Source organism: Sphingomonas flavida, assembly GCF_036663655.1.
Taxonomy (GTDB): Bacteria; Pseudomonadota; Alphaproteobacteria; order Sphingomonadales; family Sphingomonadaceae; genus Sphingomonas.
Genome location: NZ_JAXOJH010000001.1, coordinates 277,064 through 302,617, shown reverse-complemented (window position 1 = coordinate 302,617; position 25,554 = coordinate 277,064). Strand labels below are relative to the sequence as shown.

Genomic DNA, 25,554 nt, shown 5'->3' with positions numbered 1-25,554 from the left:
TTTCTGCAATGATGGAGCAGCCTGAACGGGCCGATGGATAGCCCGTTCCGTCGTGGCATAGCTTTGGTCGTCGGCCCTGCACCTTGCGCCGCCATGACGGGCGATAGGGCCGATGGCGGCGTCAATAATGACGCTGCCCCGGTTGCCAGGGGCGCGTGATGAAGTCACATTCGCCAGCATTCGGGATCGGTACGGAGTATGACGGAATGCGGGGATGGCGGCTATTGCTGGCGGGGACGATGCTGGCCGGACAGCTTGCGGCGGGGCCTGCCATGGCCCAGGTGAGCCCGATGACCGAGAATGATCCCTATATCTGGTTGGAGGACAAGGACGGCGCCAAGGCGCTGGCCTGGGTAGAGGCGGAAAATGCCAAGACCCTGCCGCGGCTCCAGAACGATCCCCGCTACCAGACCTTCTATGGCGAGGCGCTGGCCATCGCATCGGCCAAGGACCGTATCCCGATGCCGGGCCAGCTTTATGGTCGCATCGTCAACTTCTGGCGCGACGCCGACCATCCCCAAGGCTTGTGGCGGTGGACGACCGAGGCGGACTATGCCTCGGCCAATCCCAAATGGACGACGCTGCTCGACCTCGACGCGCTGAGCAAGGCGGAGGGTAAGAAGTGGGTCTGGAAGGGCCTGACCTGCCTCAGTCCGGAGGATCGACTGTGCCTGGTGGCACTGTCCGAGGGCGGCGAGGATGCGATCGAGTATCGCGAATTCGATCTGGAAGCCGGACAGTTCGTGCCGGGCGGCTTCCGCCTGTCGACCTCGAAGCAGGGCGCGACGTGGCTGGACAAGGACACGCTGCTCGTCAGCCGTGACTGGGGGCAGGGGACCCTGACCAAGTCGAGCTATCCTTTCGTGGTGAAGATGGTGAAGCGCGGCCAGCCGGTCGAGCAGGCGCAGGAAATCTATCGCGGCGCGCCGACCGACGAACTGGGCACCTATGCCAGTGTTCTGACCGACGCGAAGGGCAATCGCGCGGTGGTGATCGAGCGTCGCAAGACGTTTTTCGGTGGCGACAAGCTGTTCTGGACGCCGAGCGGCGGTGCCAAGCCGATCGCGATGCCGGCCCGTGCCTTTCCATCGGGGATGATCGATGGCCGGGTCATCTTCCAGACCAGCGACAATTGGGGCCAGCATCCGGCGGGTGCCGTCGTCTGGGCGCCGCTTGCCGAACTGGAGGCCGGCGCGATCACGCCGCGTTCGCTCTTCACACCCAGTGATCGTCAGGCGGTCGAGGGCGTGTCGACGACCAAGAACCGCGTCGTCGTGACCTTCATCGACAATGTCCGCGGCCGGGCCAGCGTATTCGCGCCGACCGGCAGCGGCTGGACGGCATCGACGGTGCAGGTGCCCGACAATATGGCGGTGGACGTCGTCAGCACGAGCGATCGTTCGGACACCGTCTATCTCTCGACCGCGGGCTTTACGACGCCGACCGTGCTGTCGCGCTTCGACGCCAGCCGTCCGGCCAGCCCGCAGGTGTTGAAGACGCTGCCCGCCCGCTTTGACGCGAACGGGACGACCGTGCATCAATATGAGGCGACGTCGACCGACGGCACTAAGGTTCCGTACTTCGTGGTGTTGCCCAAGGGCGCGAAGCTGGACGGCACGACACCCACGCTCATGACCGCCTATGGCGGGTTCGAACTGGCGCGCCTGCCCACCTATCTCGGTTCGACCGGCAAGATCTGGACCGAGCGGGGCGGTGCCTTCGTCCTCGCCAACATCCGGGGCGGCGGTGAGTTTGGGCCGAAATGGCATGATGCGGGCCGCAAGACCAAGCGGCAGGTCATCTATGACGACTTCGCCTCGGTCGCGAAGGACCTGTTTGCGCGGCACATCACCAATCCGCAGAAACTGGGCATCTATGGCGGCTCGAACGGCGGGCTGTTGATGGGCGTCGAGCTGACCCAGCATCCCGAGCTGTGGAAGGCGGTGACGATCCAGGTGCCGCTGCTCGACATGGTCCGGTATCAGAAGATCGCGGCGGGCGATTCGTGGAAGGACGAATATGGCTCGATCGACGTGCCCGAGGAGGCCGCGTTCCTGCGCAAGATCTCGCCCTATGCCAATATCCGCAAGGGCGTGGCCTATCCGGAACCCTATATCTGGACGACGACCAAGGACGACCGGGTTGGGCCGCAGCATGCGCGCAAGTTCGCCGCGCGACTGGCCGAATATGGCATCCCTTATCTATTCTACGAGGATACGGCGGGCGGCCATTCGGGTGATGCCGACATTGCCCAAGGCGCACGCCTGAGCGCACAGCAGATGGTCTATTTCTCGCAGAAGTTGATGGACGGGCCGACGCGGTAGGCGGATCGGGCCGGGCGGTTTCGCCGTCCGGCCGCATTCTGCGTGACCGCAGCGGCAATTATTATCTTGCTGCGGTGCGGCAGGATGGGCAAATGCAGGGCATGACCGATATGACGACGACCGAGCGCCGTCCGGCTGAGCCGGCGGCAGGCGCTCCCGCCATCATCTTCGAAGCGATCGTCAAGATGCAGGCGGTGTCCGCCCTGTACAATCGCGGCGAAGTGGTGCTGGCGCCGCACGTGATCTTCACGCGGCATGACGAGCTCTATGTCGATGCCACGACGATCGAGCGCGATGGCAAGCCCCCGCGCGAGGAGAAGATGGGCACGTTCAAGCTGGCGGGGCTCGGCGCGCTTCGCCTTACGCCCCGGCGCTTTACGGCGAGCGCCTTGTTCGAACGCGATGCCGAAAAGTATCAGAATGCCGCGCTCATGATGATCGAACCGGCCTGAGCCGAACGGCGCCGCTCACCCTTGGAGGCGGGCGGCGCCCTTTTCGTCAGCGGCAGCGCACCTGGTTCTGGTCGATCGAACGACCGGCCAGCGCGCCACCCGCTGCACCGAGCAGCGTCGCGATCGTGCTGCTCCGCCCGCCGACCAGATTGCCGAGTATGCCGCCCGCGGCGCCCCCGATGATCAGGCCGGTCGTGCCGTCCGAACGGCGGCAGTAATAGCGGCCATCGGTTCCGGCATAGACGCGGTCCTGCGGCTGCAGCACCCGCTCGCGATATTGCGAGCCGTCGCGATAGTCGCCGACCGGGTCATAATAGGGCTCGGCATTGCGGTCATAGCCATCGGCCGGGATCGGGGGTGCGACCCGGTAGCCGCCCGGGCCGGACGCGGGGGGTGGCGGCGGTGCATAGCCGTTATCGCCATAACCGCCGCGCTCGCGTCGCGACAGGTACAGATCAACTTCCTGCCGATAGAGTTGATACTCGCGGTCGAACCGGGCCTGCGCGGCGCGAAACCGCGCATCGTCGCCTGCGCTCTGGGCGCTGGCCGGAATAGCCGTCACGCTAACAACGGCGGTGATCGCTGCGATGGTCAGATGACGAAAGCCCATCGGTCCTGTCCCTCCAATGCCCGGACAATCGGGCGAGGCAACCGATACGGATGCGAATTGATATGGTTCCTGAACGGCTCGCCTTGCCCAACAGAGCCAAAACGAGCCAAAGGTTTCACGCCTTGGTGACGAAGCTGTCCATCACCCGCTTGCGTCCGGCCTGCTCGAAATCGATTTCCAGCTTGTTGCCTTCGATCACCGCGATCGCACCATAGCCAAATTTCTGGTGGAACACGCGGTCCCCGACGCTCAAATCGTCGCGGCCTTTCTGTCCCAAACCGACCGAAGGCGATCGGGACTCGACGATGCGCGCCGGACGGGTGGGCGCAGCGTTCTGCACGGTCGCCGCCCGTTGCCAACCCGGTCCTCGCCCGGTCCCCCGCGCGACGTTGGCGAACGGATCGGCATGTTCGGACCAGTTGGCCCGCCACAGGCTTTCGCCGCCGTTCATGCTGCTTTCGCTCTCGATATGTTCAGGCGGCAGTTCGGCGACGAAGCGGCTTGGCAGGCTGGAAGTCCACTGGCCATAGATGCGGCGATTGGCGGCGTGCAGGATGACCGCCTTGCGCCGTGCGCGCGTGATCGCGACATAGGCTAGGCGGCGCTCCTCCTCCAGGCTGCGCGTGCCGCCCTCGTCGATCGCCCGCTGCGACGGGAACAGCCCTTCCTCCCAGCCCGCCAGGAAAACGGTATCGAACTCCAGCCCCTTGGCGGCGTGGATCGTCATGATCGTCACCTCGGGCTCGCGCTGGTCGCCGTCGCGGTCCATGACGAGCGAAACATGCTCCAGGAACGCGCCGAGCGACTCGTAATCCTCCATCGCCCGGACGAGTTCGGACAGGTTTTCCAGGCGACCGGCGGCTTCGGCCGATTTTTCGTTCTGGTACATCGCGGTATAGCCGCTTTCGTCCAGTAGCTGACGCGCCAGTTCGGGATGGGGCAGGTCCCGCGCCATGTCGCGCCATCGAGCGATATCGCCGATCAGATTGCCCAGGCTGCGGCGCGCCTGCGGCGTCAGTTCGTCGGTGTCGAGGATTCGCGCCGACGCAATGGTCAACGGCAGGCCTTCGGCGCGGGCGAGCTGGTGGATCTTGGCCAGCGCCTTGTCGCCCAGGCCCCGCTTGGGCACGTTGACGATCCGCTCGAACGCCAGATCGTCGGACGGCTGGTTGACGATCCGGAGATAGGCCAGCGCGTCACGGATTTCGGCGCGCTCATAAAAGCGAAAGCCGCCGACGATCCGGTAAGGCAAGCCGATCGCGATGAAGCGGTCTTCGAACTCACGCGTCTGATGCGACGCGCGCACCAGAATGGCGATATCGCCGTACGAGGTGCCCGAACGCCGGGCCGCCTCAATCTCCTCGCCGACCCGGCGCGCTTCCTCCGGCCCGTCCCAGACGCCCAGCACCCGGACCTTCTCGCCCACATCCAGTTCGGTCCACAGCGTCTTGCCCAGACGCCCGCCGTTATGCGCGATCACGCCCGACGCCGCCCCCAGGATATGCGGGGTCGAACGATAATTCTGCTCCAGGCGGATCACTTTCGCACCGGGAAAATCCCGCTCGAAGCGCAGGATGTTCTCCACCTGGGCGCCGCGCCAGGAATAGATGGACTGGTCGTCATCGCCGACGCACGCGATGTTCTTGCGCGCCTGGGCGAGCAGCCGCAGCCAGAGATACTGGACGCTGTTGGTGTCCTGATACTCGTCCACCATGATATAGCGGAAGCGCTGCTGATAATGCTCCAGCACGTCGCGATCCGTCTTCAGAATGGTCAGCATGTGGAGCAGCAAGTCGCCAAAGTCGCAGGCGTTCACGCTGCGCAGCCGCTCCTGATACTGGCGGTACAGGTCCGCGCCCTGGCCGTTCGCGTAACGCTCCGCCTCGCCCGCGTCGATATCGCCGGGAACCAGCCCCTTGTTCTTCCACTCGTCGATCAGTCCGCCGAGCGCACGGGCCGGAAAGCGCTTTTCGTCGATATCCGCCGCGACGATCAACTGCTTGAGCAGCCGGAGCTGGTCGTCGGTATCGAGGATGGTGAAGTTGGATTGCAGCCCGACCAGCTCGGCATGGCGGCGCAGCATCTTCGCGCCGATCGCGTGGAAGGTGCCCAGCCACGGCATCCCCTCCACCGCATCGCCAACCAGCCGCCCGACGCGCTCGCGCATTTCCTTGGCGGCCTTGTTGGTGAAGGTGACCGACAGGATTTCCGACGGCCAGGCTTTGCGCGTGTAGAGCAGATGCGCCAGCCGGGCGGTCAGTGCCGCAGTCTTGCCCGTTCCCGCACCCGCCAGGACCAGAACCGGACCATCGGTCGTCAGCACCGCCTCGCGCTGCGCCGGGTTCAGCGATCGCAGATAGGGATAGTCGGTCGGCGAAGCAGCGGGATCGAGGGGAGCGACGGTCATCGCGAACAGTTAGGGAACGTTTGCTGGCGGGGCAACCACCCGTGATGACCGGCAGCCGCTGTTTCATCGCGGGACGAGTCGTCAGACAGTCTTTTGTCCGACATGAAAGCGACATTTCCGCTGCCTAGAGGCGCGGCGTGCCGACGAGCAGCGGGGTGCCCTTCATGGGTGCCGACGCCGCCGTGACGGGCACGACCCGATGCAGGAGCACTATCCAATGAAGATCTTCACGGCAGCCGCCACAGCGGCCTCTCTTTTCGTGTCCGTCGCGGCGCAGGCTGAAGTTCGCGAGCCCGTGGTCGTTCGCGTCCGCCACGCCGACCTCGACCTGCGCCGCGCCGATCACCGTGTGCAGCTCGACGCCCGTATCCGCCGGGCCGCGCTGATCGCTTGTGGTCCGGCAACGATGGACCTGCGCCGCAATGCCGACTCCGCGCGCTGCCGCAAGGAAATGCTGGCTGACGCTGCGCCCAAGCTGGCGGCGCTGTCGCGGGCACCGATCGCGCTCGCCAGCAACAACTAAGATCTGTCGAGGGAATGCAGCCGGACGCTCCGACAGGGCCTCGGCTGCATTTCCTCGCGGCGATAGCCACCCGGCCGTCGTCATCAAAATGTCATCGGAAAGGCGCAACGCGACTTCATTATGACAGCTCATGCGCTAACCGGTGGCCAATCCGAAACCCGCGTGCGAGGTCCACGCCTCGATTCCGGGCTCCATCCCATGGGCCGGTGGCTGTTCGCCGCGCTGCTCGTCGGCGGCCTGCTCTATGCGGGCTATAGCGTCGCGATCGATACCGCACGCGTCGGCGAGCCGATGGTGGTCGGCGTCTTCGCCTTTCTCGGCCTCGCGCTGCTGATCGCGCTGGGGTTCGAATTCGTCAACGGGTTCCACGATACGGCCAACGCGGTCGCGACGGTCATCTACACGCATTCGATGCCTGCACCGCTGGCGGTCGTGTGGTCGGGCTTCTTCAATTTCCTCGGCGTGGTCACCTCCACCGGGGCGGTCGCCTATTCGATCATCACGCTGCTGCCGATCGACCTGATGCTGCACGTCGGCTCGGCGGGTGGATTTGCGATGATCTTCGCGCTGCTGCTGGCCGCTGTCCTGTGGAACCTGGCGACCTGGGCGGTCGGCCTGCCCAATTCGTCGAGCCATGCGCTGATCGGCTCCATTCTGGGTGTCGGGCTGGCCAACCAGCTGCTGTCGAACGTGCCCGGCACGTCGGGCGTCGACATAGCGCAGGTGCAGAAGGTCCTGACGGCCCTGCTGTTCAGTCCGCTGATCGGGTTCGTCGGCGCGTTGATGCTGCTGCTCGTCATGAAGCGTTTCCTGCGCGACAAGCAGTTGTACCGCGAGCCGGAGGGCGACACGCCGCCGCCGCGTGGCATCCGCGCGCTCCTGATCTTCACCTGCACCGCGGTCAGCTTCGCGCATGGCGGCAATGACGGGCAAAAGGGCATGGGCCTGATCATGCTGATCCTGATCGGCTGTGCTCCGACCGCCTATGCGCTGAACCGGACGCTGCCCGAAAGCGCGATGCCCGCCTTCGTCCGTAGCGCGCAGGTCGCGGCCACCGCCTATGCCGCGCACGGTACGTCAGGCACGCCGTCAGTCGAACAGGCACGCGCCGTGGTCGTCGAGGGCGTCCGCACCAAGGCGATCGACCGGCCGGAGGTCTATGCCGGGCTGTCGGTCCTGTCGCGCGACATAGGCGAGCGGATCGAGGATTACGGAACGTTCAGCCGCGTGCCCGCCGCCGTGGTGCCGAACATGCGCAACGACATGTATCTGGTCCTCGATACCACCCGCATGGTGACCAAGAACGAGGGGGCCAAGCAGCGCTTCACCGCCGCCGAGATCGAATCGCTCGACGGCTATGCCGGGTCGCTCGAACGCGGCACCCGCTATATCCCGCTTTGGGTGAAGGTTACGGTTGCCCTGGCGCTGGGGCTTGGAACGATGGTCGGCTGGCGGCGGATCGTGATGACGGTCGGGGAGCGGATCGGCAAAACGCACCTGACCTATGGTATGGGGGCCGCCGCCGAGCTGATGACTGCGGCGACGATCTTCGGTGCCGAATATCTCGGCCGTCCGGTATCGACGACGCACATCCTGACCTCCGGCGTGGCCGGCGCGTCGGTGGCGAACGGCGCGGGGCTACAGTTCCGCACGATCCGTAACATGCTGCTCGCCTGGGTCCTGACCCTTCCGGCCGCCATGATATTGTCGGGCACGCTCTATTGGCTGCTGCTGCAACTGGCGGGCGCGATCGCAGGCTGATCGGCGATAATCGGGCGGCGGGGTCTTTACGCCGCCGCTTCGCTTCTGCACGGACGGTCCATGACCACAGGATCGTCCGCAGCATCACCCCAGGCATCTCCGGTTTCGCACCGCCATATCCTGCTGGCGAGCCTGACGGGCACGGCGGTCGAGTTCTACGATTTCTATATCTATGCGACGGCAGCGGCGCTGGTGTTCGGGCCGCTTTTCTTCCCCGCATCATCCGCAACGGCGCAACTGCTGCTGTCCTACGCCAGTTTCGGCCTGGCGTTCGTCGCGCGACCGGTTGGGGCCATCGCCTTCGGCCATTTCGGCGATCGGGTAGGGCGCAAGTCGACCCTGGTTGTCAGCCTGATGCTGATGGGCGGCTCGACCGTCGCCATCGCCTTCCTGCCGACCTATGCGCAGGCCGGATGGATCGCACCGCTGCTGTTGTGCATCGCCCGCCTGGGGCAGGGGCTGGGCCTGGGTGGAGAATGGGGCGGGGCCGCCCTGCTGGCGGTCGAGAATGCCCCACCCGGCAAACGTAACACCTGGGGCATGTTTCCGCCGCTCGGGGCACCGGTCGGCTTCATCCTCGCGAACGGATTCTTCCTGATCCTGGGGTTGGTCCTGACCGACGCCCAGTTTCGGGCGTGGGGCTGGCGCCTGCCATTCCTGGCCAGCGCCGTGCTGGTGATACTCGGCCTCTGGGTACGGCTGCGGCTGACCGAGACGCCCGATTTCGCCGAGGCCAAGAAAAGCGACACGCTGCCAAGGGTGCCTATCGCCACCCTGCTCGGCGGGCATGGCCGTGCGCTGTTGGCGGGGACGAGCGGGGTCATTGCCTGTTTCGCGATCTTCTATCTCGCGACAGCCTTTGCGCTCGGTTACGGCACGACGGTACTCGGCTATCCGCGCGAGGCGTTTCTGGGCGTGCAGCTGGCCGCGATCCTGTTCCTGGCGCTGGGCGTGATCGTCTCCAGCGTGATGGCCGACCGGCGAGGCGCACCGGCGATGCTGCGCCTTGGCTTTGCGGGCTGCGTCCTGGTCGGGATCGTCATGGGGCCGATGCTGGGATCGGGCTCGCTCGCCATCGTGTTCGTCTGGCTGGCGCTGGCACTGTTCGTGATGGGCTTTGCCTATGGCCCGCTTGGCGGGTGGTTGCCCGCGCTGTTTCCGGCAGGCGTGCGCTATACCGGCGTGTCGATGACCTTTAACCTGGGCGGCATCATCGGCGGCGCGCTGGCCCCGATCGCGGCGCAGGCCCTGACCGAACGCGGCGGGCTGAACTTCGTCGGCGGCTATCTGGTCGCCGCGGGTCTGCTCAGCCTCGCCGGTTCGGCCCTGATGCGGGGCCGTGCGGTCGATCAGGCCTGACGCAACAGGGTCAGCCGCGCCTTGCCGTGGACGCGGGAAACGTCGACGGTGAAGCCCGCAATCTCCAGTTCCTCCTGCTTGGCGGTCTCGATGCTGATCCAGGTGCCTGCACCCACCCAGCCAAGCCGCGTCAGCTTGTCGAGGGCGACGCTGCCCGCACCCGTCCCATAAGGCGGGTCCATCAGGATCAGGTCGAGCGGCGCGCGCGCAGGGCCCAGCGCCATGACCGACGATGCCCGCACGTCGCCCTGCGCCTCCAGCTTGGCCAGATTGGCGCGCAGCGCGTCCAGCGCGGCGCGATCCTGCTCGACGAACAGGCAGGACGCCGCTCCCCGCGACAGCGCCTCGATGCCGAGCGCTCCCGAACCGGCGAAGAAGTCGCCGACCGCCAGCCCTTCGAAATCACCCAGCCTTGCGGTCAGCATCGAGAACAGCGCCTCACGCGTCCGATCGGCGGTGGGACGGGTCACGTCCCCCTTGGGCGCGACCAGCGGGCGGCCGCGCCATTGTCCGGCAATCACGCGCATCAGCGATTACCCCCCGAGCGGCCAGGACGCGAACCACCGCCACCGGGTCTCGGCCCGCGCGGCCCCGGCCGGGCCGGACCGCCGGAACGGCCGGGCGCACCCTGTCGGCCGTTTGGCGGGCGAGAAGGACGGCCGCCGCGCTCGTCGCTGCGGAACGGGCGGTCGCGCGATGGGCCGGAGCGGTCGCCGGCTGAGCCCTTGGCATAGGGCTTAGTGTCTGTCCGACCACGATCACCGCGTTCGTCGGCGCGGAACGACCGCTCACGCGGCGCATTCGAGCGGTCACCGGCTGCGCCCTTGGCATAGGGTCGGTTGTCGCTGCGTGACGGGCGATCGCTGGAACCGCCGAAGCGGTCGCCCGACGGGCTTTTTGCGAAGGGTTTGTTCTCGGTCCGGTTACGGTCGCTGCGGAACGACCGCTCACGTGGCGGACCCGAACGCTCGCTTGCTCCACCCTTGGCGAAGGACCGGCTGTCGCCGCGCGCCGGGCGTTCTCCGTAGCCACCGAAGCGGTCGCCGACCGGGCTTTTGCCATAAGGCTTGTTGTCCGACCGGGGACGGTCGCCATGCTCGTTGCTACGGAATGGCCGATCGCGGGACGGGGCCGAACGATCGCTCGGCGCGCCCTTGCCAAAGGGACGGTCGGTTCGTTCGTCGCGTCGCCCCGAACGGTCGCGCGACGGACCCGCGCGATCCGATACCGGACCCTTGGCATAGGGCCTGCCGTCGGCCTGTGGACGTCCGGTGCGCGGGGCGTCGCCACGACCGAACCGCTCGCCCGATCCAGTGCGATCCTGCCGCTTCGGGGCGTCGCGCGTGTCAGCGCCGGTCCGCGGACCCAACCGGGTCGTCGCGCTGGGCGAGTCGGTCCGCGTCGGCGGCGTCCGGAAACCGGGCTTGACCTTGGCCGGGCGGATCGCATCGGCGGGGATGCCACCTTCCAGCGTCTTGCGAAATTCGACGATGTCGTAACCCTTGACCTCGCCAATCTCTCCCACCGGCAGGTCGTCGAGCAGGAACGGGCCATAGCGGAGCCGGATCAGGCGGCTGACTTGCAGACCCAGATATTCCAGCACGCGGCGAACCTCGCGGTTCTTGCCTTCGCGCAAGGTCATCTCGATCCAGACATTCGCGCCGGTGCGACGCTCCAGATTGGCGTCGATCTGGCCATAGCGGATGCCGTCGATCTCGATCCCGTGGATCAGCTCCTCCAGCTGGGCCTGGGTGATGTCGCCATAGGCGCGCGCGCGATAGGTCCGCTCGACCCCGGTCGCAGGCAGCTCCAGCTGACGCTTGAACCCGCCATCGGTGGTCAGCAGCAGCAGACCCTCGGTGTTCAGATCGAGCCGTCCCACGGGCACCAGCCGGGGAAGCCCCTCGGGCAGGCGATCATAGATGGTCGGCCGCCCCGCCGGATCGTGCTCGGTCACGAGCAGGCCGGTCGGCTTGTGATAGAGGAACAGCCGGGTCGGCTCCGGCGCGGCGACGGGATCGCCATCGACGGTGATGCCGTCCAGGGTCGAAAGGAGGGTCGCCGGCGTGTCGATCGTCACGCCGTTCAGGGCAATCCGCCCCTCGGCGATCATCCGCTCGATCTCGCGGCGCGATGCGACTCCGGCTCGGGCCAGCAGCTTTGCGATACGTTGATCTGATGTCATGATCGACGCTGATACAGAGGGTGTGCGCCAAAGGAAATTAATTGCGTCGTTTCGCAGACCGGCGCGTTACGGCAGCAGTGCGGGGAACAGAAAGACGGGTCGTAACAGGGATGAGGCTCTTCGGACGAAAAAAGCGGCAACTCGTCAAGCTGCTCGTGGTGGAGGACGAGCCGCTGGTTGCGTTCGATAACGAGCATGCGTTGAGCGATGCCGACTACGAAATCGTGGCGACCGTCGACCGGGCGAGCAAGGCGGTGGCCCTGATCGAAAGCGGTGCGCTGATCGACCTCGTGCTGGCGGATGTGCGACTGGCGGATGGCAGCGGGGTCGATGTCGCTCGCGCGGCAAATGGCCGCGATATCCCTGTGCTGTTCATCACGGGCACGCCGCCCGACGGTGCCGAGGACTTGGCCGAAGGCCTGTTGATGAAGCCTTACGGGTCGCGCGAACTGCTGGGCGCGATCGAGGTGATCGAGGAACGGCGCGGCGGCAAGACGCCGACCAGATTGCCTCCCGGGTTCCGCCTGTTCGCGCGTCTGGCCTCTCCACCTCGACCAGGCGCCGAAACCTGACGGTCGCGGCCGTTGCCCCTGGCGCGCAAGCCCGATAGGGTCCGCGCTTTGGTGACGGGTGGGCGGATTGCATATGGCGAGTGGGCGTTGGGTGGATGGCGTGCGGCCCTATGTCGAACGGGCCCCGCTGGCCGCCCTCGCGCTGGGTGTCTCGTCGGCGTTCCCCTTGACCATGATCAACGCCACGTTGGCTAGCCGCCTCGCGGAGGCGGGGATCGAGAAGAAGAGCGTCACCGCCTTCGCGCTCGTCATCCTGGCCTATAATTTCAAATGGCTCTGGGCGTGGATCGTGGAGGGGGTGAAGATCCCGATCCTCCACCGACTGGGCCAGCGCGTGTCATGGCTCTTCGTCGTTGCGGCGCTGGTCTGCGTCGCGGCAGTCGGGCTGGGCCTGTCCGATCCTACTGTATCGCTGGCACAGACCGCGATGGCGGCGATTGCACTAGGTGTGGCGGGCGCGACCTTCGACATCGTGATCGACGCCTATCGCATCGAGCTGCTCGAGCCGCGCCAGCTGGGTGTGGGCGCCGGGATGAGCCAATATGGATGGCGCATCGGATCGGCGCTGGTGGCGTCGCTCTCGCTGGTCGTGGCGACCCGTGCGGGGTGGAGCGTCGCCTATATGGTCAGCTGCGCCTTCGCGCTTCCCGCGGTCCTGACCGCCATCATCATGGGCGAACCCGCGCGGCATAGCGAAATCACCGCAAAACGCTCGACCGAGGGACTGGTCCGTGCGGTCGTCGGGCCGTTCGCCGAATTCTTCCGGCGGCAGGGGGCGGGTATCATCCTGCTTTTCATCCTGGTTCACAAGATCGGCGACACCCTGGCCAATCTGACGTTCCGCCTGCTGTTCAACGATCTGGGGTTCAGCAAGGACGAGATCGCGCTCTACGATGTCGGCGTTGGTTTCTGGGCCTTGCTGATCGGCGTGTTCGTCGGCGGCGTGATCTACGCACGGCTCGGCATGAAGCGGTCGGTCATCATCAGCCTAGTGCTGATGGCGGTGTCCAACCTGTCCTTTGCCGGACTGGCGGCGCTGGGCCATTCCAACTGGGGCATGGCGGGCGCGATCGGGTTCGAGAATTTCTCGAGCGGCATCGGCGGCGTCACCGTGGTCGCCTATTTCTCGGCGCTGACCGACCTGCGCTTCACCGCCGCGCAATATGCGCTGATTTCGGCGGCGGCCAGCATCGTCGGCCGGATTCTGAGCGGCACGACCGCCGGGGCCCTGGTCGAGCGGTTCGGCTATGTCGACTTCTACCTTCTGACCACCGTTGTCGCGTTGCCCGGCGTGGCGCTTTTCTGGTGGATGGCGCGCTCTGGCCTGGTCGATCGGTCGATCGGCAGTGCGGGCGTCGAGGGGGAAGGCGACGCCCGCACGGCCGATACTAGTCAGTAACGGATCGGGCGGCCTTCGTCGGCAAAGGCTGCGCTGACGGCGGCTGCACTGGCCAGCACGCCGTCGATCCGCCGTACGCCGAGCAGATCGGCCATCAGGAACCGCGCCTTGTCCGGCGCTGTCTCCATTTGTGCCAGGATGGTCATGAGCGCGGCTTCGGCAGCGGTCATGCGGCCGCAGCAGCACGGCGCAATCGCGATCTGACCCGAGGCGTGTACGGCAAGATCGGCCATCAGGGTGCGCAGTAGAACCAGCGGCCGCCGGAAATCCTGCCCGAAGACGGTGAACAGCGTATGTGCGGCGCGCGCATCGGCCAGCCCGTGCGCGCCCATGCGACGAACAGCGAACAAAGCGATACGGGCATGAGAACAGGCCGGAAGCAGGTGCGGAAGCGCAGCGGCAAGGGTCTGGGTTTCGGCCATCGACGGGGACTCCATGATTACGAGCCCCATGCTAATTGTTCGCTATTGATAGTCAATCGCAAATAATGCGGTGACGACAGGCCGTTCGTTGCGTCAGTCCGGCGCCTCGTCGTTTGCCTCCAGTACCTGCCCGGCCAGATAGAGCGATCCCGCGATCAGCACCTGCACGGGCTGACCAAAGCGAGCGCCGATCAGCGTCAGCGCCTCGGCAGGATCGGCCGCGTGGCGTGCTTCGATACCCAGGGCCTGCGCCTGCTCGGCCAGATGCTCGGGCGCGTGACATGCATGGTTCGGCACCGGCACCGTGACGACCATATCGACCATGGCACCGAGCCGCTCGAGCACCGGGGCGACCTCCTTATTGGCCAACATGCCCAAGACGAGAGCAGTAGGTCCCCGGGAGCGCCACGAGGCCATTGCGCGCGCAACCGGCGTAGCGGCCGATGGATTGTGCGCTCCGTCCAGCCAGCATCGGCTACCCGCCGGCAGATGCGCGGTAAGGGGGCCATGCTTGAGTTGCTGCATGCGCGCGGGCCACCGGGCCTGGGTCGCTGCCGCCAGAAGCGCGTGGTCGGGCACGGCCACCGCCGATAGATGACGGATCATGGCCACGGCCAGGGCCAGATTGCGGGACTGATGCGCGCCGGGCAGCGTCGGGCGGGGCAGGGCAAGCGTACCGTGACGGTCTTGGTAGGAAAGTCCCGTCCGCGTCGCCTGGCTCGACCATTCCCTGCCACGTGCCAGAACGGGGGCGCCAGCCTCGGCCGCGACCGACGCGATGGCGTCGCGGAGCGGCCTGGCATAATCCATCGTGACGAGTGGCGTGCCGGGTTTGGCGATGCCTGCCTTTTCGCGGGCGATCCCGGTCAGGCTGCGCCCAAGAAATGCCTCATGATCAATGCCCAGCGCTGCGATACCGCAAATGGCGGGGGGCGGCAGGACATTGGTCGCGTCGAGCCGTCCGCCCAGCCCGACCTCGATGATCGTCGCGGCGGCAGGCGTACGAGCAAAGCATAGAAACGCGGCGGCCGTCGTGACCTCGAAGAAACTCGCCCCGATCCCGTCGGCCTGCGCCAGCACTTCGTCCAGGATTGCGGCCAGCGCATCGTCGTCGATCAGCCGTCCGGCGATCCGGATCCGCTCGTTGAAGCGAACGAGATGTGGGCTGGAATAGACATGGACATGTTGCCCCGACGCCTCGAACGCCGCACGCAGGAAGGCGCAGGTCGACCCCTTGCCGTTGGTGCCTGCGACATGGAAAACGGGCGGCAAGTGGTTTTGCGGGTTACCGAGCCGGGCGAGAAGCGCCGTGATCCGCCCCAGGCCAAGGACGTCCGCACCGGGCGAAAGGGCCCAGAGCCGGTCGAGTTGGTCTTGGACGGCCGGATGATCGGAACGGGCATGGTCTGGCATCGGCCGGTCTCGTGGAAGCGGATGTGAAAAGAGGCGGACCTCTCGGCCCGCCCCCTTACTGCGATCGTCCGGGAAAGGCGACGGTTCAAGCTGCCCGGCGCGATCCCGTCAGATAGCCGATGACGGTCGCCAGGCGCTCGCGCAGGTCGCGGCGATGGACGACCATGTCGAGCATGCCGTGGTCGAGATAATATTCCGACGTCTGGAAATCGTCAGGCAGCTTTTCGCGGATCGTGCTCTCGATCACGCGGCGGCCGGTAAAGGCCAGGGTCGCCTTGGGCTCGGCGATTTGGACATCACCCAGCATGGCATAGGCCGCCATGACGCCGCCCGAGGTCGGATCGGTCAACACGACGATATAGGGCAGGCCCGCATCATGGAGCAGCTGGATCGCGACGGTCGTGCGCGGCATCTGCATCAGGCTGAGAATACCCTCCTGCATACGCGCGCCGCCCGACGCGGTGAAGATGACATAGGGGCAGTGGTCGGCGATCGCCGCCTCGACGCCGCGCACGAACGCTTCACCCACGGCCAGCCCCATCGAGCCGCCCATGAAGGCGAAGTCCTGCACGCCGACCACGACCTTGTGGCCCAGGATCGTGCCGCGCGCATTGACCAGCGCGTCGGTTTCCGCCGCATTGGTGCGAGCCGCCTTCAGCCGGTCGGCATAGCGCTTCGAATCGCGGAACTTGAGCGGATCCTCAGGCACCTTGGGCGCGGGCAGTTCGTTGCAGCTGCCCTCATCCAGCAGGTGGCGGAACCGAACCTTCGGCCCGATGCGATCATGATGATCGCATTTCGGACAGACGTTCAGATTGTCTTCCAGCTCCTTGGTGAACACCATCTGCCCGCAACCCTTGCATTTGTGCCAGAGATTGTCGGGCGTCTCCTTCTTGACGACGAAGGGGATGACGTTGCGAACGCTGTTGAGCCAGCTCATGCGAGTTCCTTGCGCGCGTCGACCAGCGCCGACGACAGAGTTTCAATATAGGCGCGAACCGGCTCCGCCGCCTGCGTGCCATGTTCACCGACCAGGTCGACAATGGCCGAACCGACGACGACGCCGTCCGCCACGCGACCGATGGCCGCCGCCTGCTCGGGCGTGCGCACGCCGAAGCCCACGGCAACCGGCAGTTCAGTCGAGGCCTTCAGCCGGGCGACGGCCTCCTCGATCGAGGATTGCACCGCCTGCTGCTGCCCTGTGATGCCAGCGACCGACACGTAATACAGGAAACCGTCGGCACCCGTCAAAATCGTCGGAAGGCGCGCCGCGTCGCTGGTCGGCGTGGCGAGGCGGATCGACGCCACGCCCTTTTCACGAAGCGCCACACCCAGGGCATCGTCTTCCTCGGCGGGAACGTCGACGCAGATCACGCCGTCGACACCGGCTTCGGCCGCTGCCGATGCGAACCATTCCGGCCCGCGCACCGTCATCGGATTGGCATAGCCCATCAGGACCAGCGGCACATCGGCATGACGCGCGCGAAACGCCGTGGCGATGGCGAGCACGTCGGCGGTGCGGGTTCCGGCGCCTAGGCTACGGATATTGGCCTTCTGGATCGCGGGGCCATCGGCCATCGGATCGGTGAAGGGCATACCCAGTTCGATCACGTCCGCGCCGCCCTCGACCAGCGCGTCGAGGATCGCGGCGGTGGCGTTCGGGGTCGGGTCCCCTGCCGTTACGAAGGTGACGAGCGCGGCGCGACCGGCATCGGCACAGGCGGCAAAGGTGTCGGCGATCCGGCTCACATCTTCACTCCCATGGCGTCGGCGACGGTGAAGATGTCCTTGTCGCCACGACCCGAAATGTTGATCAGGATGATCTGGTCACGGTCCATCGTCGGCGCACGCTTCATCAAGCCGGCAAGCGCATGGGCGCATTCCAGCGCGGGGATGATCCCCTCCACCCGGCAGCATAGCTGGAACGCGTCGAGCGCCTCGGTGTCGGTGATGCCTTCATAGACGACACGGCCGGTATCGTTCAGCCAGCTATGCTCAGGGCCGATGCCCGGATAGTCGAGCCCGGCCGAGATGGAATGCGCCTCGGCGATCTGACCATCCTCGTCCTGGAGCAGATAGGTCTTGTTGCCGTGCAGGATACCGGGCTTGCCGCCGGTCAGGCTGGCGGCATGCTGCGTGGTGCTGAGACCATGGCCTGCCGCCTCGATGCCCAGCATCGCGACCTCGGCATCGTCGAGGAACGGGTGGAACAGGCCGATGGCGTTGGACCCGCCGCCGACCGAGGCGATCAGCAGGTCGGGCAGGCGGCCCTCGGCCTCCATGATCTGCGCCTTCGACTCCGTGCCGATCACCGACTGGAAATCGCGGACCATCTCCGGGTATGGATGCGGGCCCGCCGCAGTGCCGATGATGTAGAAGGTGTCGTGGACGTTGGCGACCCAGTCGCGCAGCGCCTCGTTCATCGCATCCTTCAGCGTCTGCGCGCCCGAGGTGACGGGCCGGACTTCGGCACCGAGCAGCTTCATGCGGAAGACATTGGGCGCCTGCCGCTCGATATCGCGCGCGCCCATGAAGATGGTGCAGGGCAGGCCGAAGCGCGCCGCGACCGTCGCGGTCGCCACGCCATGCTGGCCCGCGCCCGTCTCCGCGATGATCCGGGTCTTGCCCATCCGCTTGGCCAGCAGGATCTGGCCGATGCAGTTGTTGATCTTGTGCGCGCCGGTGTGGTTCAGTTCTTCGCGCTTGAAATAGATTTTCGGCCCCTTGCCCTCGGGCGCGCTGTTGCGCAGCGTCTCGGTCAGGCGCTCGGCGTAATACATAGGGCTGGGACGACCGACATAATGGGTCATCAGCCCGTCGAACTCGGCCTTGAAGGCCGGGTCCTTCTGGGCCGCGCGATATTCGCGTTCCAGGTCGAGGATGAGCGGCATCAGCGTCTCGGCGACATAGCGGCCGCCATAGTCGCCGAAATGGCCACGCTCATCGGGTTGCGCGCGGAAGGAGTTGGGGGCGTTCATCATCTATTCCTTGAGCGTTGCCGGGGCGAGCCCTGCGAACGTTCCTGTCACCGATTTGTCGCAACGGCTTTAAGGAAGCCTGCGATCTTGTCCATATCCTTGACACCCGGTGCGCTCTCGACGCCCGACGACACATCGACCAAAGGTGCTCCGGTGCGGCGGATCGCCTCGCTGACATTCCCGGCATCCAGTCCACCGGACAGGGCCCAGCGCAGCGGATGGCGAACACCGTCCAGCAAGCTCCAGTCGAAGCGCAGGCCCATGCCGCCGGGCAGCGACGCCTCGTCCGGGGTCTTGGCGTCATAGAGGATCAGCGTCGCGGCCCCCGCATAGTCGCGCGCCTTGTCGACATCGCCGCGCGCCTTGATCGCGACGGCGACCCAGACCTCGCGGTCGAACTTCGCGCGGATCGCGGCAACGCGGGCGGGGGCGGTGCGGTGGAGCTGGATCGCGTCCAGCATTCCGGCGCGCACGGCGGCCTCGAGCAACTGGTCATCGGGATCGACGAAGACGCCGACCCGCTGGACCCGCTCGGGGACACGACCGGCCAGCCCGGCCGCGACGTCGAAGGTCAGGTGGCGGGGCGAGGCGGGAAAGAAGACGAAACCGACATGGCTCGCCCCACCGCCCAGCGCAGCATCCAGCGTGGCGGGCGTCGTCAGTCCGCAGATCTTGGCAGTGGTCGGCATGATCGTTTCCCGAATGGGAGGGGTCGAAAAACGGGTCAGAGCGTGGCGGCGATCGCCCTTGCGGCGGCGTCGGGGTCTTCGGCCTGGGTGATCGGGCGACCGATGACCAAGATCGAGGCGCCCGCATCGACCGCCGCACGCGGCGTCACGACGCGCTTCTGGTCGCCGATCACGCCGTTCGAGGGTCGGACGCCCGGCACCACGAAGAATCCCTTGGGCCATGCCTTCCTGACTGCCGCAACCTCTTCGCCCGAGCAGACGATGCCGTCGACGCCGGACTCGGCCGCCAGATCGGCCAGACGGCGGACATGGTCGGCGGGGGAGCCGATGACGCCGGTGTCGGAGAGGTCGTTGCTGTCCAGGCTGGTGAGCATGGTGACCGCCACGACCTTGGTGCCGACCGGTGCCGCCGCCTTGGCGTCCTCCAGCATCGCACGGCCGCCGCTGGCATGGACGGTCAGGATCGCAGGCGCCAGCGGACCAAGCGACTGGACCGCCTTGGCCACCGTGTTGGGAATGTCGTGCAGCTTCAGGTCGAGAAAGATCGGCAGGCCGATATGCGCCATCTCCCGCACGCCGCCCGCGCCGTGGGCGCAGAAGAACTCCAGGCCGAGCTTCAGCCCGCCGACATGGTGGCGGACCTTGTTTGCCAGCGCGTGGGCGCGGGCGAGGTCGGGGGTGTCGATGGCGACGTAGATGCGGTTGCTCATGGCGATATCAAACCAGGGGCTGGGTGGTGGCGGTGACGGGCGGGACGACGGGGGCATAGGCACCCGTTTCGGCCGAGACGGCGGCAAGCGAACGCTCCGCCGCGCTCAGCCGCTGGCGAAGCCGCCAGCGGGCCGCATGCTGCCAGATCAGCGTCGGGACCAGGCCCAGCAGGAAGGTCAGGAACAGCAGCAGTGGCAGGTTGACGTCCGCGACCAGGCCACCGACCAGCCGGATCGGCACGGTCGTCCAATTCCCCAGCGTGAAGGCTGCGGCCAGAAAGGCCAGCAGGCACCAGAACAGCATTTTCAGGAACTGCATGCGCTTCTCCGCGTAACCCGGTCCGCCACCTCCCTGACGAGGTGGCCGGACGTCGCTCAGGGCTGGCGGTCTAGCGGCCTTGGTCCGGCATGACCAGCCTTCAGCCGATCTCGCGGCGAAGCGAGGCGATCAGCGGCGCCACGGCGGTCAGGCGATCCTGTTCCTCGTCCAGGATCGCCAGGAATGCACGGCGCTTGAACGCCGCCACAGCACCGGGCTTGAGCCGGATCGTCGAGGGCAGGGTGGACACGACGATGTCGATCATCCGCTCGGCCCCGTGGAGGCGTCCCCACAGATAGTCGTTCTCGCGGTAGCTGCGGCTGAAGAACGCGCCGAAGGTCAGGAACTGGATGCCCTTGAGGGTCGCCTCCGCCCCCCCCGCCCGGATCGCGGTGGCATCGTCGGGGGAGATGCGATCGACCTTGATCGGATCGAACTCGTCCAGTCCCTCGCCCTGCAGCAGCGGCAGCGTCGCCACGTCGAAATACGGAAAACCCAGATAGGTCAGCAGCAGGGTTCGCCGGGCGCTGCGCGGCAGTCCGGCAAAGGCGGTCGCCAGCCGGGCATCGGTCTCTCCGTCGAGCCGGATCAGATCGAGTCTTGCTTCCAACCGGTCGAGCAATGGTCCGCCATCGTCGCGATGGTCACGGATGTCGTCGGTCATCTCGCTATGGGCGCTGCCGTGCTGGCGCTCGAGAAATGCGGCCAGTGAATCGTAGATGGCGTCGCGTACCGGGGCGAGCTCGGTCTCGCTATGGTCGCCCTCCAGCTCGGTCAGTCGGCGGGCAAGCAGGCGCAGGCGACGTATGCGATAGCCGAGATCGAAGGCGCGCAGGAAATTGCGTGCACCGCCGCTCGACCCACCGTTGAAGTGGATCGCCTCCGCGCCGGTGTAGCGGGCACCGACGGTCCGCTCGATCATGGCGCGCAGGCGTCCGCGTCGCTGCTGGCCGTCATCGCCGACCGCCTCGGCAAAGATGCCGGCCATGGCGTCGATGACGTTGGCGAATTTCAGATGGCCGTAGGCGGCATAGCTGAACCCCGCCTTCGCGGCCGAGGCGGCCTGCGCACGGACCCGCCACGATGCCAGGCGCGCTGCCGTGGGGCGATCGAGGAAGAAGGTCCCGCCAAAGAGCTGTTCGATCTCCTGTTCGACATCCTCGCGGATCGCGGCGACGATCGCCTGCATCCGGTCGATCCGCCCCGAGCGTGCGGCGATCGCTTCCAGATTGTCGCGGATCGGTTGCTGGCGTGGCAGTTCGCTGACTGCGCCAATGATGGTCTGAAAGAAACCGGGATGGCCGCCGCCGCCGGGCAGGCGGAAATGCATACCCGGATAGGGATCGATATAGACGAAGCGGCGATCGACCTGGCGTCGTGCCGGGCGGCGGCCCAGGGCTTCGATGGCCGGACGGAAAGGGGCGTTGACCAGCACCGAGCCGTCGATCAGCACGGCCTTGTCTGCGGCGCCTGCGGCATGATGTCGGGGCAGGACGCGGCGAAGGAATTCGTCGCGGCTGTTCCAGCTCTTGTCCCTGTCCGCCAGAACGCGGTCGAGTTCGGCGACCGTGAAGGGCGGGAACGCGCCGGGAAAGCTCGACGTGGCGCGCGCCGCGAACACCAGTTCGGGGATCGCCGCCAGCCGACCGCCGCCGCTGTCGGTGAAGTCGACCACCATGCGATGTTCGGTCTCCACCACCTCGCCGGGCGAATGCAGTTTGAGGCGTTGGGGCTGGCCGGTGAAATCGGTAACGGTGACGAACAGGTCGAGCGGCTGGCCGGGCGGAAGCAGACGCTTGCCCGCCGGTGCGGCCGCCATCCGGTCGAATGCCTCGAGGAGCCGTCCGGTGAAGGCATCGGCATCGAACGGCGCCTCGAACCAGCGGGAGCGAACGAGATGGCCAAGCTTGAAACGGACCTCGTCACGCGTTTCCTCGTCCAGCGCCTCGATCTTGTCGCCGCTCCGCCCCGCCGCCATCCACGCGATCGGGAGGGCCCACATCTTGGAAAAGCGCGAGGTCGGGGCGGCTGCCGGGGCGATCAGCGACTCGATGTCGGCCGCTTCCAGCCACAGGTCAGTCAGCGGGTCGAGCGACTGGCCGGTCGACAGCGCCTGGCCCAGGAAGATGCCGTTGATCCCGCCCGCGCTGGCGCCTGCGATGATATCGGCGAGCACCCGCACGCGCACGCCGCCACGTTCGGCCATCTCGTCCAGCAGTTCGTGATAGACGGCGTCGACCGCAGAGGCGGGCGCATCGCCCTCATGCGAGGCTCGGCTGGCCCGCACGACCCGCCAGATCTCCTTGGTGATGCCGTGCATGTAAACCGCCAGGCTGATCCCGCCATAGCAGACCAGCGCCAACCGCAGTTCCTTTTCACGCATTAGCGGGGCGCCACCATCGCCCAGATGGGCAAATGGTCGGAGGCCTTGCGCGACATCGGCGTGGCGTGCACCCCGCAGGCGTCGATGCGAAGGTCGGGGGAAACCATGATCCGGTCGAGCCGCCCGATGGGACGCCTGGCATGGAAGCTGGGTCCGGTATCGGCGATCGCGAAATCGCGCGTGAAGTCGCGCAGACACCCGGCCGCGCGGGTCCATTCGTTCAGGTCGCCCATCATGACGGTGGGCCGCGCATCGACGCAACTGGACAAATGGGCAAGGATCGCCGCCGCTTGTCGCCGCCGCCAAAGGCCCGACAGGTCCAGATGCATGCCGACGACCCGGATGCAGCCGCTTTCCGTCCGCAGATCCGCCATGACCGCGCCGCGCGGCTCGAGCGAGGGCAGGTGGATCGCCTCGAAATCCAGGACCTGTACGGCCTTGCGCACCAGGATCGTGTTGCCGTGCCAGCCCATCGAACGGGCCTTCATGCCATAGACGATCGGCTTCCAGTCGCTATGGTCGTCCAGCAGGTGAAGCGGGATCACGCCCTCGCGCTCGCCGAAGCGGCGGTCGGCTTCCTGAAGGGCGATGACATCGGCATCGACCTCTCGCAGCACATCCAGGATACGGTCAGGGTTGCGCCGCCGGTCAGCGCCGATCCCTTTTCGGATATTGTAGCTGGCGACCTTTATCATTCCGCATCTGTAACGCCGAAACTGGCGTTTGGTGCCAAGCGCGGCGCGGGCAAAAGATGGGAAATGGTGCCGGATGAGGGGATCGAACCCCCGACCTTCGGTTTACAAAACCGCTGCACTACCGCTGTGCTAATCCGGCAATGCCGATCCCCCTAGCGTCAAGAGACGCCGAAGGTCCAGCCCTCCGTTTGAGCAACCTGCGCGGTTAAGCCCGCCGGACGCCACAAATCCGCCCGATCCGCGACCGTGCGCAGCCAGGCGGAGGTCAGGATCGCATCGGTGCTGTGATCGTCATAGCGCGACAGCGGCCGATGCCGATCGCTGCCCAGATGGGCCAAGGCGTCATCCAGTGCCTCGGCGCTACGCATCTTGCTGCGGCCACGCGGTCGCCCGGCATCGCGTGCGGCGATCGTCGTATAGATTTCGACGACAAGCATCCCGCCCGCTAGAACTGTGTCGAACGGCCAGATCGCGATCCGGCCGTCCAGCCGCCGCAGCATCCGCATGCCGGCAAAACTGGCCTTGGCGACTTGGGATGCGCCGATCGCATCATAGACGGTCGATGGCTTGCGGCCACCGTCGGCGGCGATTTCGCAGCGCCGCCAATGCAGGAAGTCCGCCTTTCGCCCGTCGGCCGCGCCGAAATAGAAATGCCGCCCGCGCCGCGCGTCCAGAAAACTGCGTGCCCCCAGATCGGGGTCGTCGCAGCTGTCGTCGACATGCGCCCATAGCGACCTTGCGTCGGGTGTCGGCGTGTCGCCGGGCAAGTGTGCGCCGCGCTCGACAAAGGGGGCCGAGAAACTGAAATCGAACCCCACCAGCAGTGGGTCGTCCGCTCGTGCCAGCAGCCAGTCCGCCACGCCCTGCCGCGACCATGCCCGGCCCGGCGGCGGCACGAGGACCGGCGCGGACCGACCGTTCGCGCAATATGCCATGCGGATACCCGGATGCGCCGTGCCATGCGCGCCCGACCAGTCGATCGCGACGAAACCGGTGAAGCGGTCAGCCATCGCCATCCCGCAAGGCACGCCGCCGCTCGTCCCACCATGCCATGCGTTCGGCGATGCGCTTCTCCAGCCCGCGCCCCGACGGCGCGTAGAATTCCTGCGGCGGCAATTCGTCGGGCCAGTAATTCGCTCCCGAAAAGCCACCCTCGGCATCATGATCATATTCGTAATTCGCGCCGTAACCGATCTGCTTCATCAGCTTGGTCGGCGCGTTCAGGATGTTGGCGGGCGGCATCAGCGACCCGGTTTCCTTCGCAGTGCGCCACGCCTGCTTCTGTGCCTTGTACACCGCATTCGATTTGGGCGCGGTCGCGAGATAGAGGCAGGCCTGCGCGATCGCCAGCTCTCCCTCGGGCGAGCCGAGAAAGTCATAGGCATCCTTCGCCGCGAGGCACTGGGCCAGCGCCTGCGGGTCGGCCAGGCCGATATCCTCGACGGCGGCGCGGGTCAGGCGGCGGAGCAGGTAGAGCGGTTCCTCGCCAGCGGTCAGCATCCGCGCGAGATAATAGAGCGCGGCCTGCGGGTCCGAGCCGCGGATCGATTTGTGCAGCGCCGAGATCAGGTTGTAATGACCCTCGCGATCCTTGTCATAGACCGCGACCCGGCGTTGGAGAAAAGCCGATAGCCCGGCCGGGTCCAGTGGCTGGGGCAGGTCGACCGCGAACAATGTCTCCGCCTGGTTGAGCAGGAAGCGGCCATCCCCGTCCGCGCTGGCGATCAGGGCATCGCGCGCCGCGACTTCCAGCGGCAGCGGACGGCCCATCTCGACCTCGGCACGGTCGAGCAATTGTTCGAGTGCGGCCCGACCCAGACGGTGCAGGATCAGGACCTGCGCACGGCTCAGCAAGGCGGCGTTGAGTTCGAACGACGGGTTCTCGGTCGTGGCGCCGACCAGCGTCACCGTCCCATCCTCGACATAGGGCAGGAAGCCGTCCTGCTGCGCCCGGTTGAAACGGTGGATCTCGTCCACGAACAGCAATGTCCGCTGACCCAGTCGCGCATGGTCACGCGCTTCGGCAAAAACCTTTTTCAGGTCCGCCACCCCGGAGAAGACCGCGGAAATGGCGGCATAGCGCAGGTCGACTTCGGCCGCGAGCAGGCGCGCGATGGTCGTCTTGCCCGTGCCCGGCGGCCCCCACAGGATCATCGAGGACAGACGACCGGCGGCGACCATGCGACCGATCGCGCCGCCCGGCCCGGTCAGATGATCCTGGCCCACGACATCGACCAGTTGCAACGGTCTTAGCCGATCGGCCAGCGGCGCGTCCGGGGAAAGTTGCGGGGTGGCGGGGGCGGGGTCCATTCCCGCGAACAAATCGGCCATGCCCGACATGTAGGGCGTGCGG

Annotated in this window: 23 protein-coding genes and 1 tRNA gene; 7 read left to right on the top strand and 17 right to left on the bottom strand. The window is 66.5% G+C overall.

All coding sequences use genetic code 11. From position 1 onward, the window contains the following. The first annotated feature begins 206 nt into the window (after nt 1-206). Together U1703_RS01335 and U1703_RS01330 are read left to right on the top strand one after the other, a co-directional pair. A complete protein-coding gene (locus U1703_RS01335) occupies nt 207-2,324 on the top strand; it encodes a prolyl oligopeptidase family serine peptidase (RefSeq protein WP_332784406.1) in 2,118 nt (705 codons plus the stop codon). A 101-nt stretch (nt 2,325-2,425) separates the two neighbouring features. After that, the gene (locus tag U1703_RS01330) at nt 2,426-2,776 is read left to right on the top strand and encodes a hypothetical protein (protein WP_414711998.1); all 351 of its coding nucleotides are present in this window, start codon (nt 2,426-2,428) and stop codon (nt 2,774-2,776) included. A gap of 46 nt (nt 2,777-2,822) precedes the next feature. On the opposite strand, the gene U1703_RS01325 is transcribed toward U1703_RS01330, so the two are convergent. Beyond that, a complete protein-coding gene (locus U1703_RS01325) occupies nt 2,823-3,386 on the bottom strand; it encodes a glycine zipper 2TM domain-containing protein (RefSeq protein WP_332784265.1) in 564 nt (187 codons plus the stop codon). 115 nt (nt 3,387-3,501) lie between these two features. Beyond that, the gene (locus U1703_RS01320) at nt 3,502-5,793 is read right to left on the bottom strand and encodes an ATP-dependent helicase (RefSeq protein WP_332784264.1); all 2,292 of its coding nucleotides are present in this window, start codon (nt 5,791-5,793) and stop codon (nt 3,502-3,504) included. Between the two features lie 217 nt (nt 5,794-6,010). Here U1703_RS01320 and U1703_RS01315 point away from each other — a divergent pair, with 217 nt between their 5' ends. The 3 genes from U1703_RS01315 to U1703_RS01305 all read left to right on the top strand — a co-directional run bounded on the left by U1703_RS01315 (nt 6,011) and on the right by U1703_RS01305 (nt 9,436). Next, entirely contained in the window at nt 6,011-6,316 is a 306-nt protein-coding gene (locus U1703_RS01315; RefSeq protein WP_320450986.1) for a UrcA family protein, read from the top strand. Between the two features lie 198 nt (nt 6,317-6,514). Further along, entirely contained in the window at nt 6,515-8,077 is a 1,563-nt protein-coding gene (locus tag U1703_RS01310; protein WP_332784263.1) for an inorganic phosphate transporter, read from the top strand. Nucleotides 8,078-8,137: 60 nt separating this feature from the next. Next, on the top strand, nt 8,138-9,436 hold the full coding sequence (locus tag U1703_RS01305; protein WP_332784262.1) for an MFS transporter: 1,299 nt from the start codon (nt 8,138-8,140) through the stop codon (nt 9,434-9,436). Here U1703_RS01305 and rsmD read toward each other — a convergent pair. Both rsmD and U1703_RS01295 read right to left on the bottom strand, forming a co-directional pair. Continuing rightward, the gene (gene rsmD / locus U1703_RS01300) at nt 9,427-9,963 is read right to left on the bottom strand and encodes a 16S rRNA (guanine(966)-N(2))-methyltransferase RsmD (protein ID WP_332784261.1); all 537 of its coding nucleotides are present in this window, start codon (nt 9,961-9,963) and stop codon (nt 9,427-9,429) included. The genes U1703_RS01305 and rsmD overlap by 10 nt on opposite strands. Continuing rightward, a complete protein-coding gene (locus U1703_RS01295; protein ID WP_332784260.1) occupies nt 9,963-11,621 on the bottom strand; it encodes a pseudouridine synthase in 1,659 nt (552 codons plus the stop codon). The genes rsmD and U1703_RS01295 overlap by 1 nt, the downstream gene beginning before the upstream one ends. 110 nt (nt 11,622-11,731) lie before the next feature. Here U1703_RS01295 and U1703_RS01290 point away from each other — a divergent pair, with 110 nt between their 5' ends. Together U1703_RS01290 and U1703_RS01285 are read left to right on the top strand one after the other, a co-directional pair. Next, nucleotides 11,732-12,193 (top strand): response regulator, encoded by a 462-nt coding sequence (locus U1703_RS01290; protein WP_332784259.1) that lies wholly within the window; start codon nt 11,732-11,734, stop codon nt 12,191-12,193. A gap of 73 nt (nt 12,194-12,266) precedes the next feature. Next, nucleotides 12,267-13,592 carry an AmpG family muropeptide MFS transporter gene (locus U1703_RS01285; protein ID WP_332784258.1) on the top strand — a complete coding sequence of 442 codons (1,326 nt, stop codon included), beginning with the start codon at nt 12,267-12,269 and terminating at the stop codon, nt 13,590-13,592. Here U1703_RS01285 and U1703_RS01280 read toward each other — a convergent pair. The 13 genes from U1703_RS01280 to U1703_RS01220 form a co-directional block, all read right to left on the bottom strand. After that, entirely contained in the window at nt 13,586-14,014 is a 429-nt protein-coding gene (locus U1703_RS01280; protein WP_320450993.1) for a DUF6628 family protein, read from the bottom strand. The genes U1703_RS01285 and U1703_RS01280 overlap by 7 nt on opposite strands. Before the next feature lie 93 nt (nt 14,015-14,107). Next, nucleotides 14,108-15,427, bottom strand: a complete 1,320-nt coding sequence (locus U1703_RS01275; protein ID WP_332784257.1) for a bifunctional folylpolyglutamate synthase/dihydrofolate synthase — start codon at nt 15,425-15,427, stop codon at nt 14,108-14,110. A gap of 85 nt (nt 15,428-15,512) precedes the next feature. Continuing rightward, on the bottom strand, nt 15,513-16,367 hold the full coding sequence (accD, locus tag U1703_RS01270; protein ID WP_332784256.1) for an acetyl-CoA carboxylase, carboxyltransferase subunit beta: 855 nt from the start codon (nt 16,365-16,367) through the stop codon (nt 15,513-15,515). Beyond that, the gene (gene trpA, locus U1703_RS01265) at nt 16,364-17,176 is read right to left on the bottom strand and encodes a tryptophan synthase subunit alpha (protein ID WP_332784255.1); all 813 of its coding nucleotides are present in this window, start codon (nt 17,174-17,176) and stop codon (nt 16,364-16,366) included. The genes accD and trpA overlap by 4 nt, the downstream gene beginning before the upstream one ends. Further along, nucleotides 17,173-18,405, bottom strand: coding sequence for a tryptophan synthase subunit beta (gene trpB, locus U1703_RS01260; RefSeq protein ID WP_320451267.1), 1,233 nt, complete (start codon nt 18,403-18,405; stop codon nt 17,173-17,175). The genes trpA and trpB overlap by 4 nt, the downstream gene beginning before the upstream one ends. Nucleotides 18,406-18,452: 47 nt before the next feature. Continuing rightward, entirely contained in the window at nt 18,453-19,094 is a 642-nt protein-coding gene (locus U1703_RS01255) for a phosphoribosylanthranilate isomerase (protein WP_332784254.1), read from the bottom strand. Nucleotides 19,095-19,129: 35 nt separating this feature from the next. After that, nucleotides 19,130-19,804: an orotidine-5'-phosphate decarboxylase gene (gene pyrF, locus U1703_RS01250; protein ID WP_332784253.1), complete on the bottom strand. Its 675-nt coding sequence runs from the start codon at nt 19,802-19,804 to the stop codon at nt 19,130-19,132. A gap of 7 nt (nt 19,805-19,811) precedes the next feature. After that, entirely contained in the window at nt 19,812-20,123 is a 312-nt protein-coding gene (locus tag U1703_RS01245; RefSeq protein WP_320450999.1) for a hypothetical protein, read from the bottom strand. A gap of 100 nt (nt 20,124-20,223) precedes the next feature. Continuing rightward, complete coding sequence (locus U1703_RS01240; RefSeq protein ID WP_332784252.1) at nt 20,224-22,506, bottom strand: patatin-like protein; 2,283 nt, start codon at nt 22,504-22,506, stop codon at nt 20,224-20,226. Then, on the bottom strand, nt 22,506-23,201 hold the full coding sequence (locus tag U1703_RS01235; protein ID WP_332784251.1) for an endonuclease/exonuclease/phosphatase family protein: 696 nt from the start codon (nt 23,199-23,201) through the stop codon (nt 22,506-22,508). Before U1703_RS01235 ends, U1703_RS01240 begins: the two co-directional genes overlap by 1 nt. 64 nt (nt 23,202-23,265) lie before the next feature. Continuing rightward, nucleotides 23,266-23,340 (bottom strand) — tRNA-Thr (locus tag U1703_RS01230). Between the two features lie 19 nt (nt 23,341-23,359). Further along, a complete protein-coding gene (locus tag U1703_RS01225; protein ID WP_332784405.1) occupies nt 23,360-24,211 on the bottom strand; it encodes a hypothetical protein in 852 nt (283 codons plus the stop codon). After that, nucleotides 24,204-25,532 (bottom strand): replication-associated recombination protein A, encoded by a 1,329-nt coding sequence (locus U1703_RS01220; protein ID WP_332784250.1) that lies wholly within the window; start codon nt 25,530-25,532, stop codon nt 24,204-24,206. Before U1703_RS01220 ends, U1703_RS01225 begins: the two co-directional genes overlap by 8 nt. Nucleotides 25,533-25,554 lie beyond the last annotated feature (22 nt).

Bases quoted from the DNA above. Each gene is read 5' to 3' on its own strand.
- U1703_RS01320 (WP_332784264.1), bottom strand. From the start codon at position 5,793: ATGACCGTCGCTCCCCTCGATCCCGCTGCTTCGCCGACCGACTATCCC.
- U1703_RS01310 (WP_332784263.1), top strand. From the start codon at position 6,515: ATGGGCCGGTGGCTGTTCGCCGCGCTGCTCGTCGGCGGCCTGCTCTAT.
- trpB (WP_320451267.1), bottom strand. From the start codon at position 18,405: ATGAACGCCCCCAACTCCTTCCGCGCGCAACCCGATGAGCGTGGCCAT.
- pyrF (WP_332784253.1), bottom strand. From the start codon at position 19,804: ATGAGCAACCGCATCTACGTCGCCATCGACACCCCCGACCTCGCCCGC.
- U1703_RS01275 (WP_332784257.1), bottom strand. From the start codon at position 15,427: ATGCCAGACCATGCCCGTTCCGATCATCCGGCCGTCCAAGACCAACTC.
- U1703_RS01295 (WP_332784260.1), bottom strand. From the start codon at position 11,621: ATGACATCAGATCAACGTATCGCAAAGCTGCTGGCCCGAGCCGGAGTC.
- U1703_RS01255 (WP_332784254.1), bottom strand. From the start codon at position 19,094: ATGCCGACCACTGCCAAGATCTGCGGACTGACGACGCCCGCCACGCTG.
- U1703_RS01315 (WP_320450986.1), top strand. From the start codon at position 6,011: ATGAAGATCTTCACGGCAGCCGCCACAGCGGCCTCTCTTTTCGTGTCC.
- U1703_RS01220 (WP_332784250.1), bottom strand. From the start codon at position 25,532: ATGGCCGATTTGTTCGCGGGAATGGACCCCGCCCCCGCCACCCCGCAA.
- U1703_RS01240 (WP_332784252.1), bottom strand. From the start codon at position 22,506: ATGCGTGAAAAGGAACTGCGGTTGGCGCTGGTCTGCTATGGCGGGATC.
- U1703_RS01335 (WP_332784406.1), top strand. From the start codon at position 207: ATGCGGGGATGGCGGCTATTGCTGGCGGGGACGATGCTGGCCGGACAG.
- U1703_RS01245 (WP_320450999.1), bottom strand. From the start codon at position 20,123: ATGCAGTTCCTGAAAATGCTGTTCTGGTGCCTGCTGGCCTTTCTGGCC.
- U1703_RS01225 (WP_332784405.1), bottom strand. From the start codon at position 24,211: ATGGCTGACCGCTTCACCGGTTTCGTCGCGATCGACTGGTCGGGCGCG.
- U1703_RS01330 (WP_414711998.1), top strand. From the start codon at position 2,426: ATGACCGATATGACGACGACCGAGCGCCGTCCGGCTGAGCCGGCGGCA.
- U1703_RS01290 (WP_332784259.1), top strand. From the start codon at position 11,732: ATGAGGCTCTTCGGACGAAAAAAGCGGCAACTCGTCAAGCTGCTCGTG.
- U1703_RS01235 (WP_332784251.1), bottom strand. From the start codon at position 23,201: ATGATAAAGGTCGCCAGCTACAATATCCGAAAAGGGATCGGCGCTGAC.
- U1703_RS01285 (WP_332784258.1), top strand. From the start codon at position 12,267: ATGGCGAGTGGGCGTTGGGTGGATGGCGTGCGGCCCTATGTCGAACGG.
- U1703_RS01280 (WP_320450993.1), bottom strand. From the start codon at position 14,014: ATGGCCGAAACCCAGACCCTTGCCGCTGCGCTTCCGCACCTGCTTCCG.
- rsmD (WP_332784261.1), bottom strand. From the start codon at position 9,963: ATGCGCGTGATTGCCGGACAATGGCGCGGCCGCCCGCTGGTCGCGCCC.
- U1703_RS01305 (WP_332784262.1), top strand. From the start codon at position 8,138: ATGACCACAGGATCGTCCGCAGCATCACCCCAGGCATCTCCGGTTTCG.
- U1703_RS01325 (WP_332784265.1), bottom strand. From the start codon at position 3,386: ATGGGCTTTCGTCATCTGACCATCGCAGCGATCACCGCCGTTGTTAGC.
- accD (WP_332784256.1), bottom strand. From the start codon at position 16,367: ATGAGCTGGCTCAACAGCGTTCGCAACGTCATCCCCTTCGTCGTCAAG.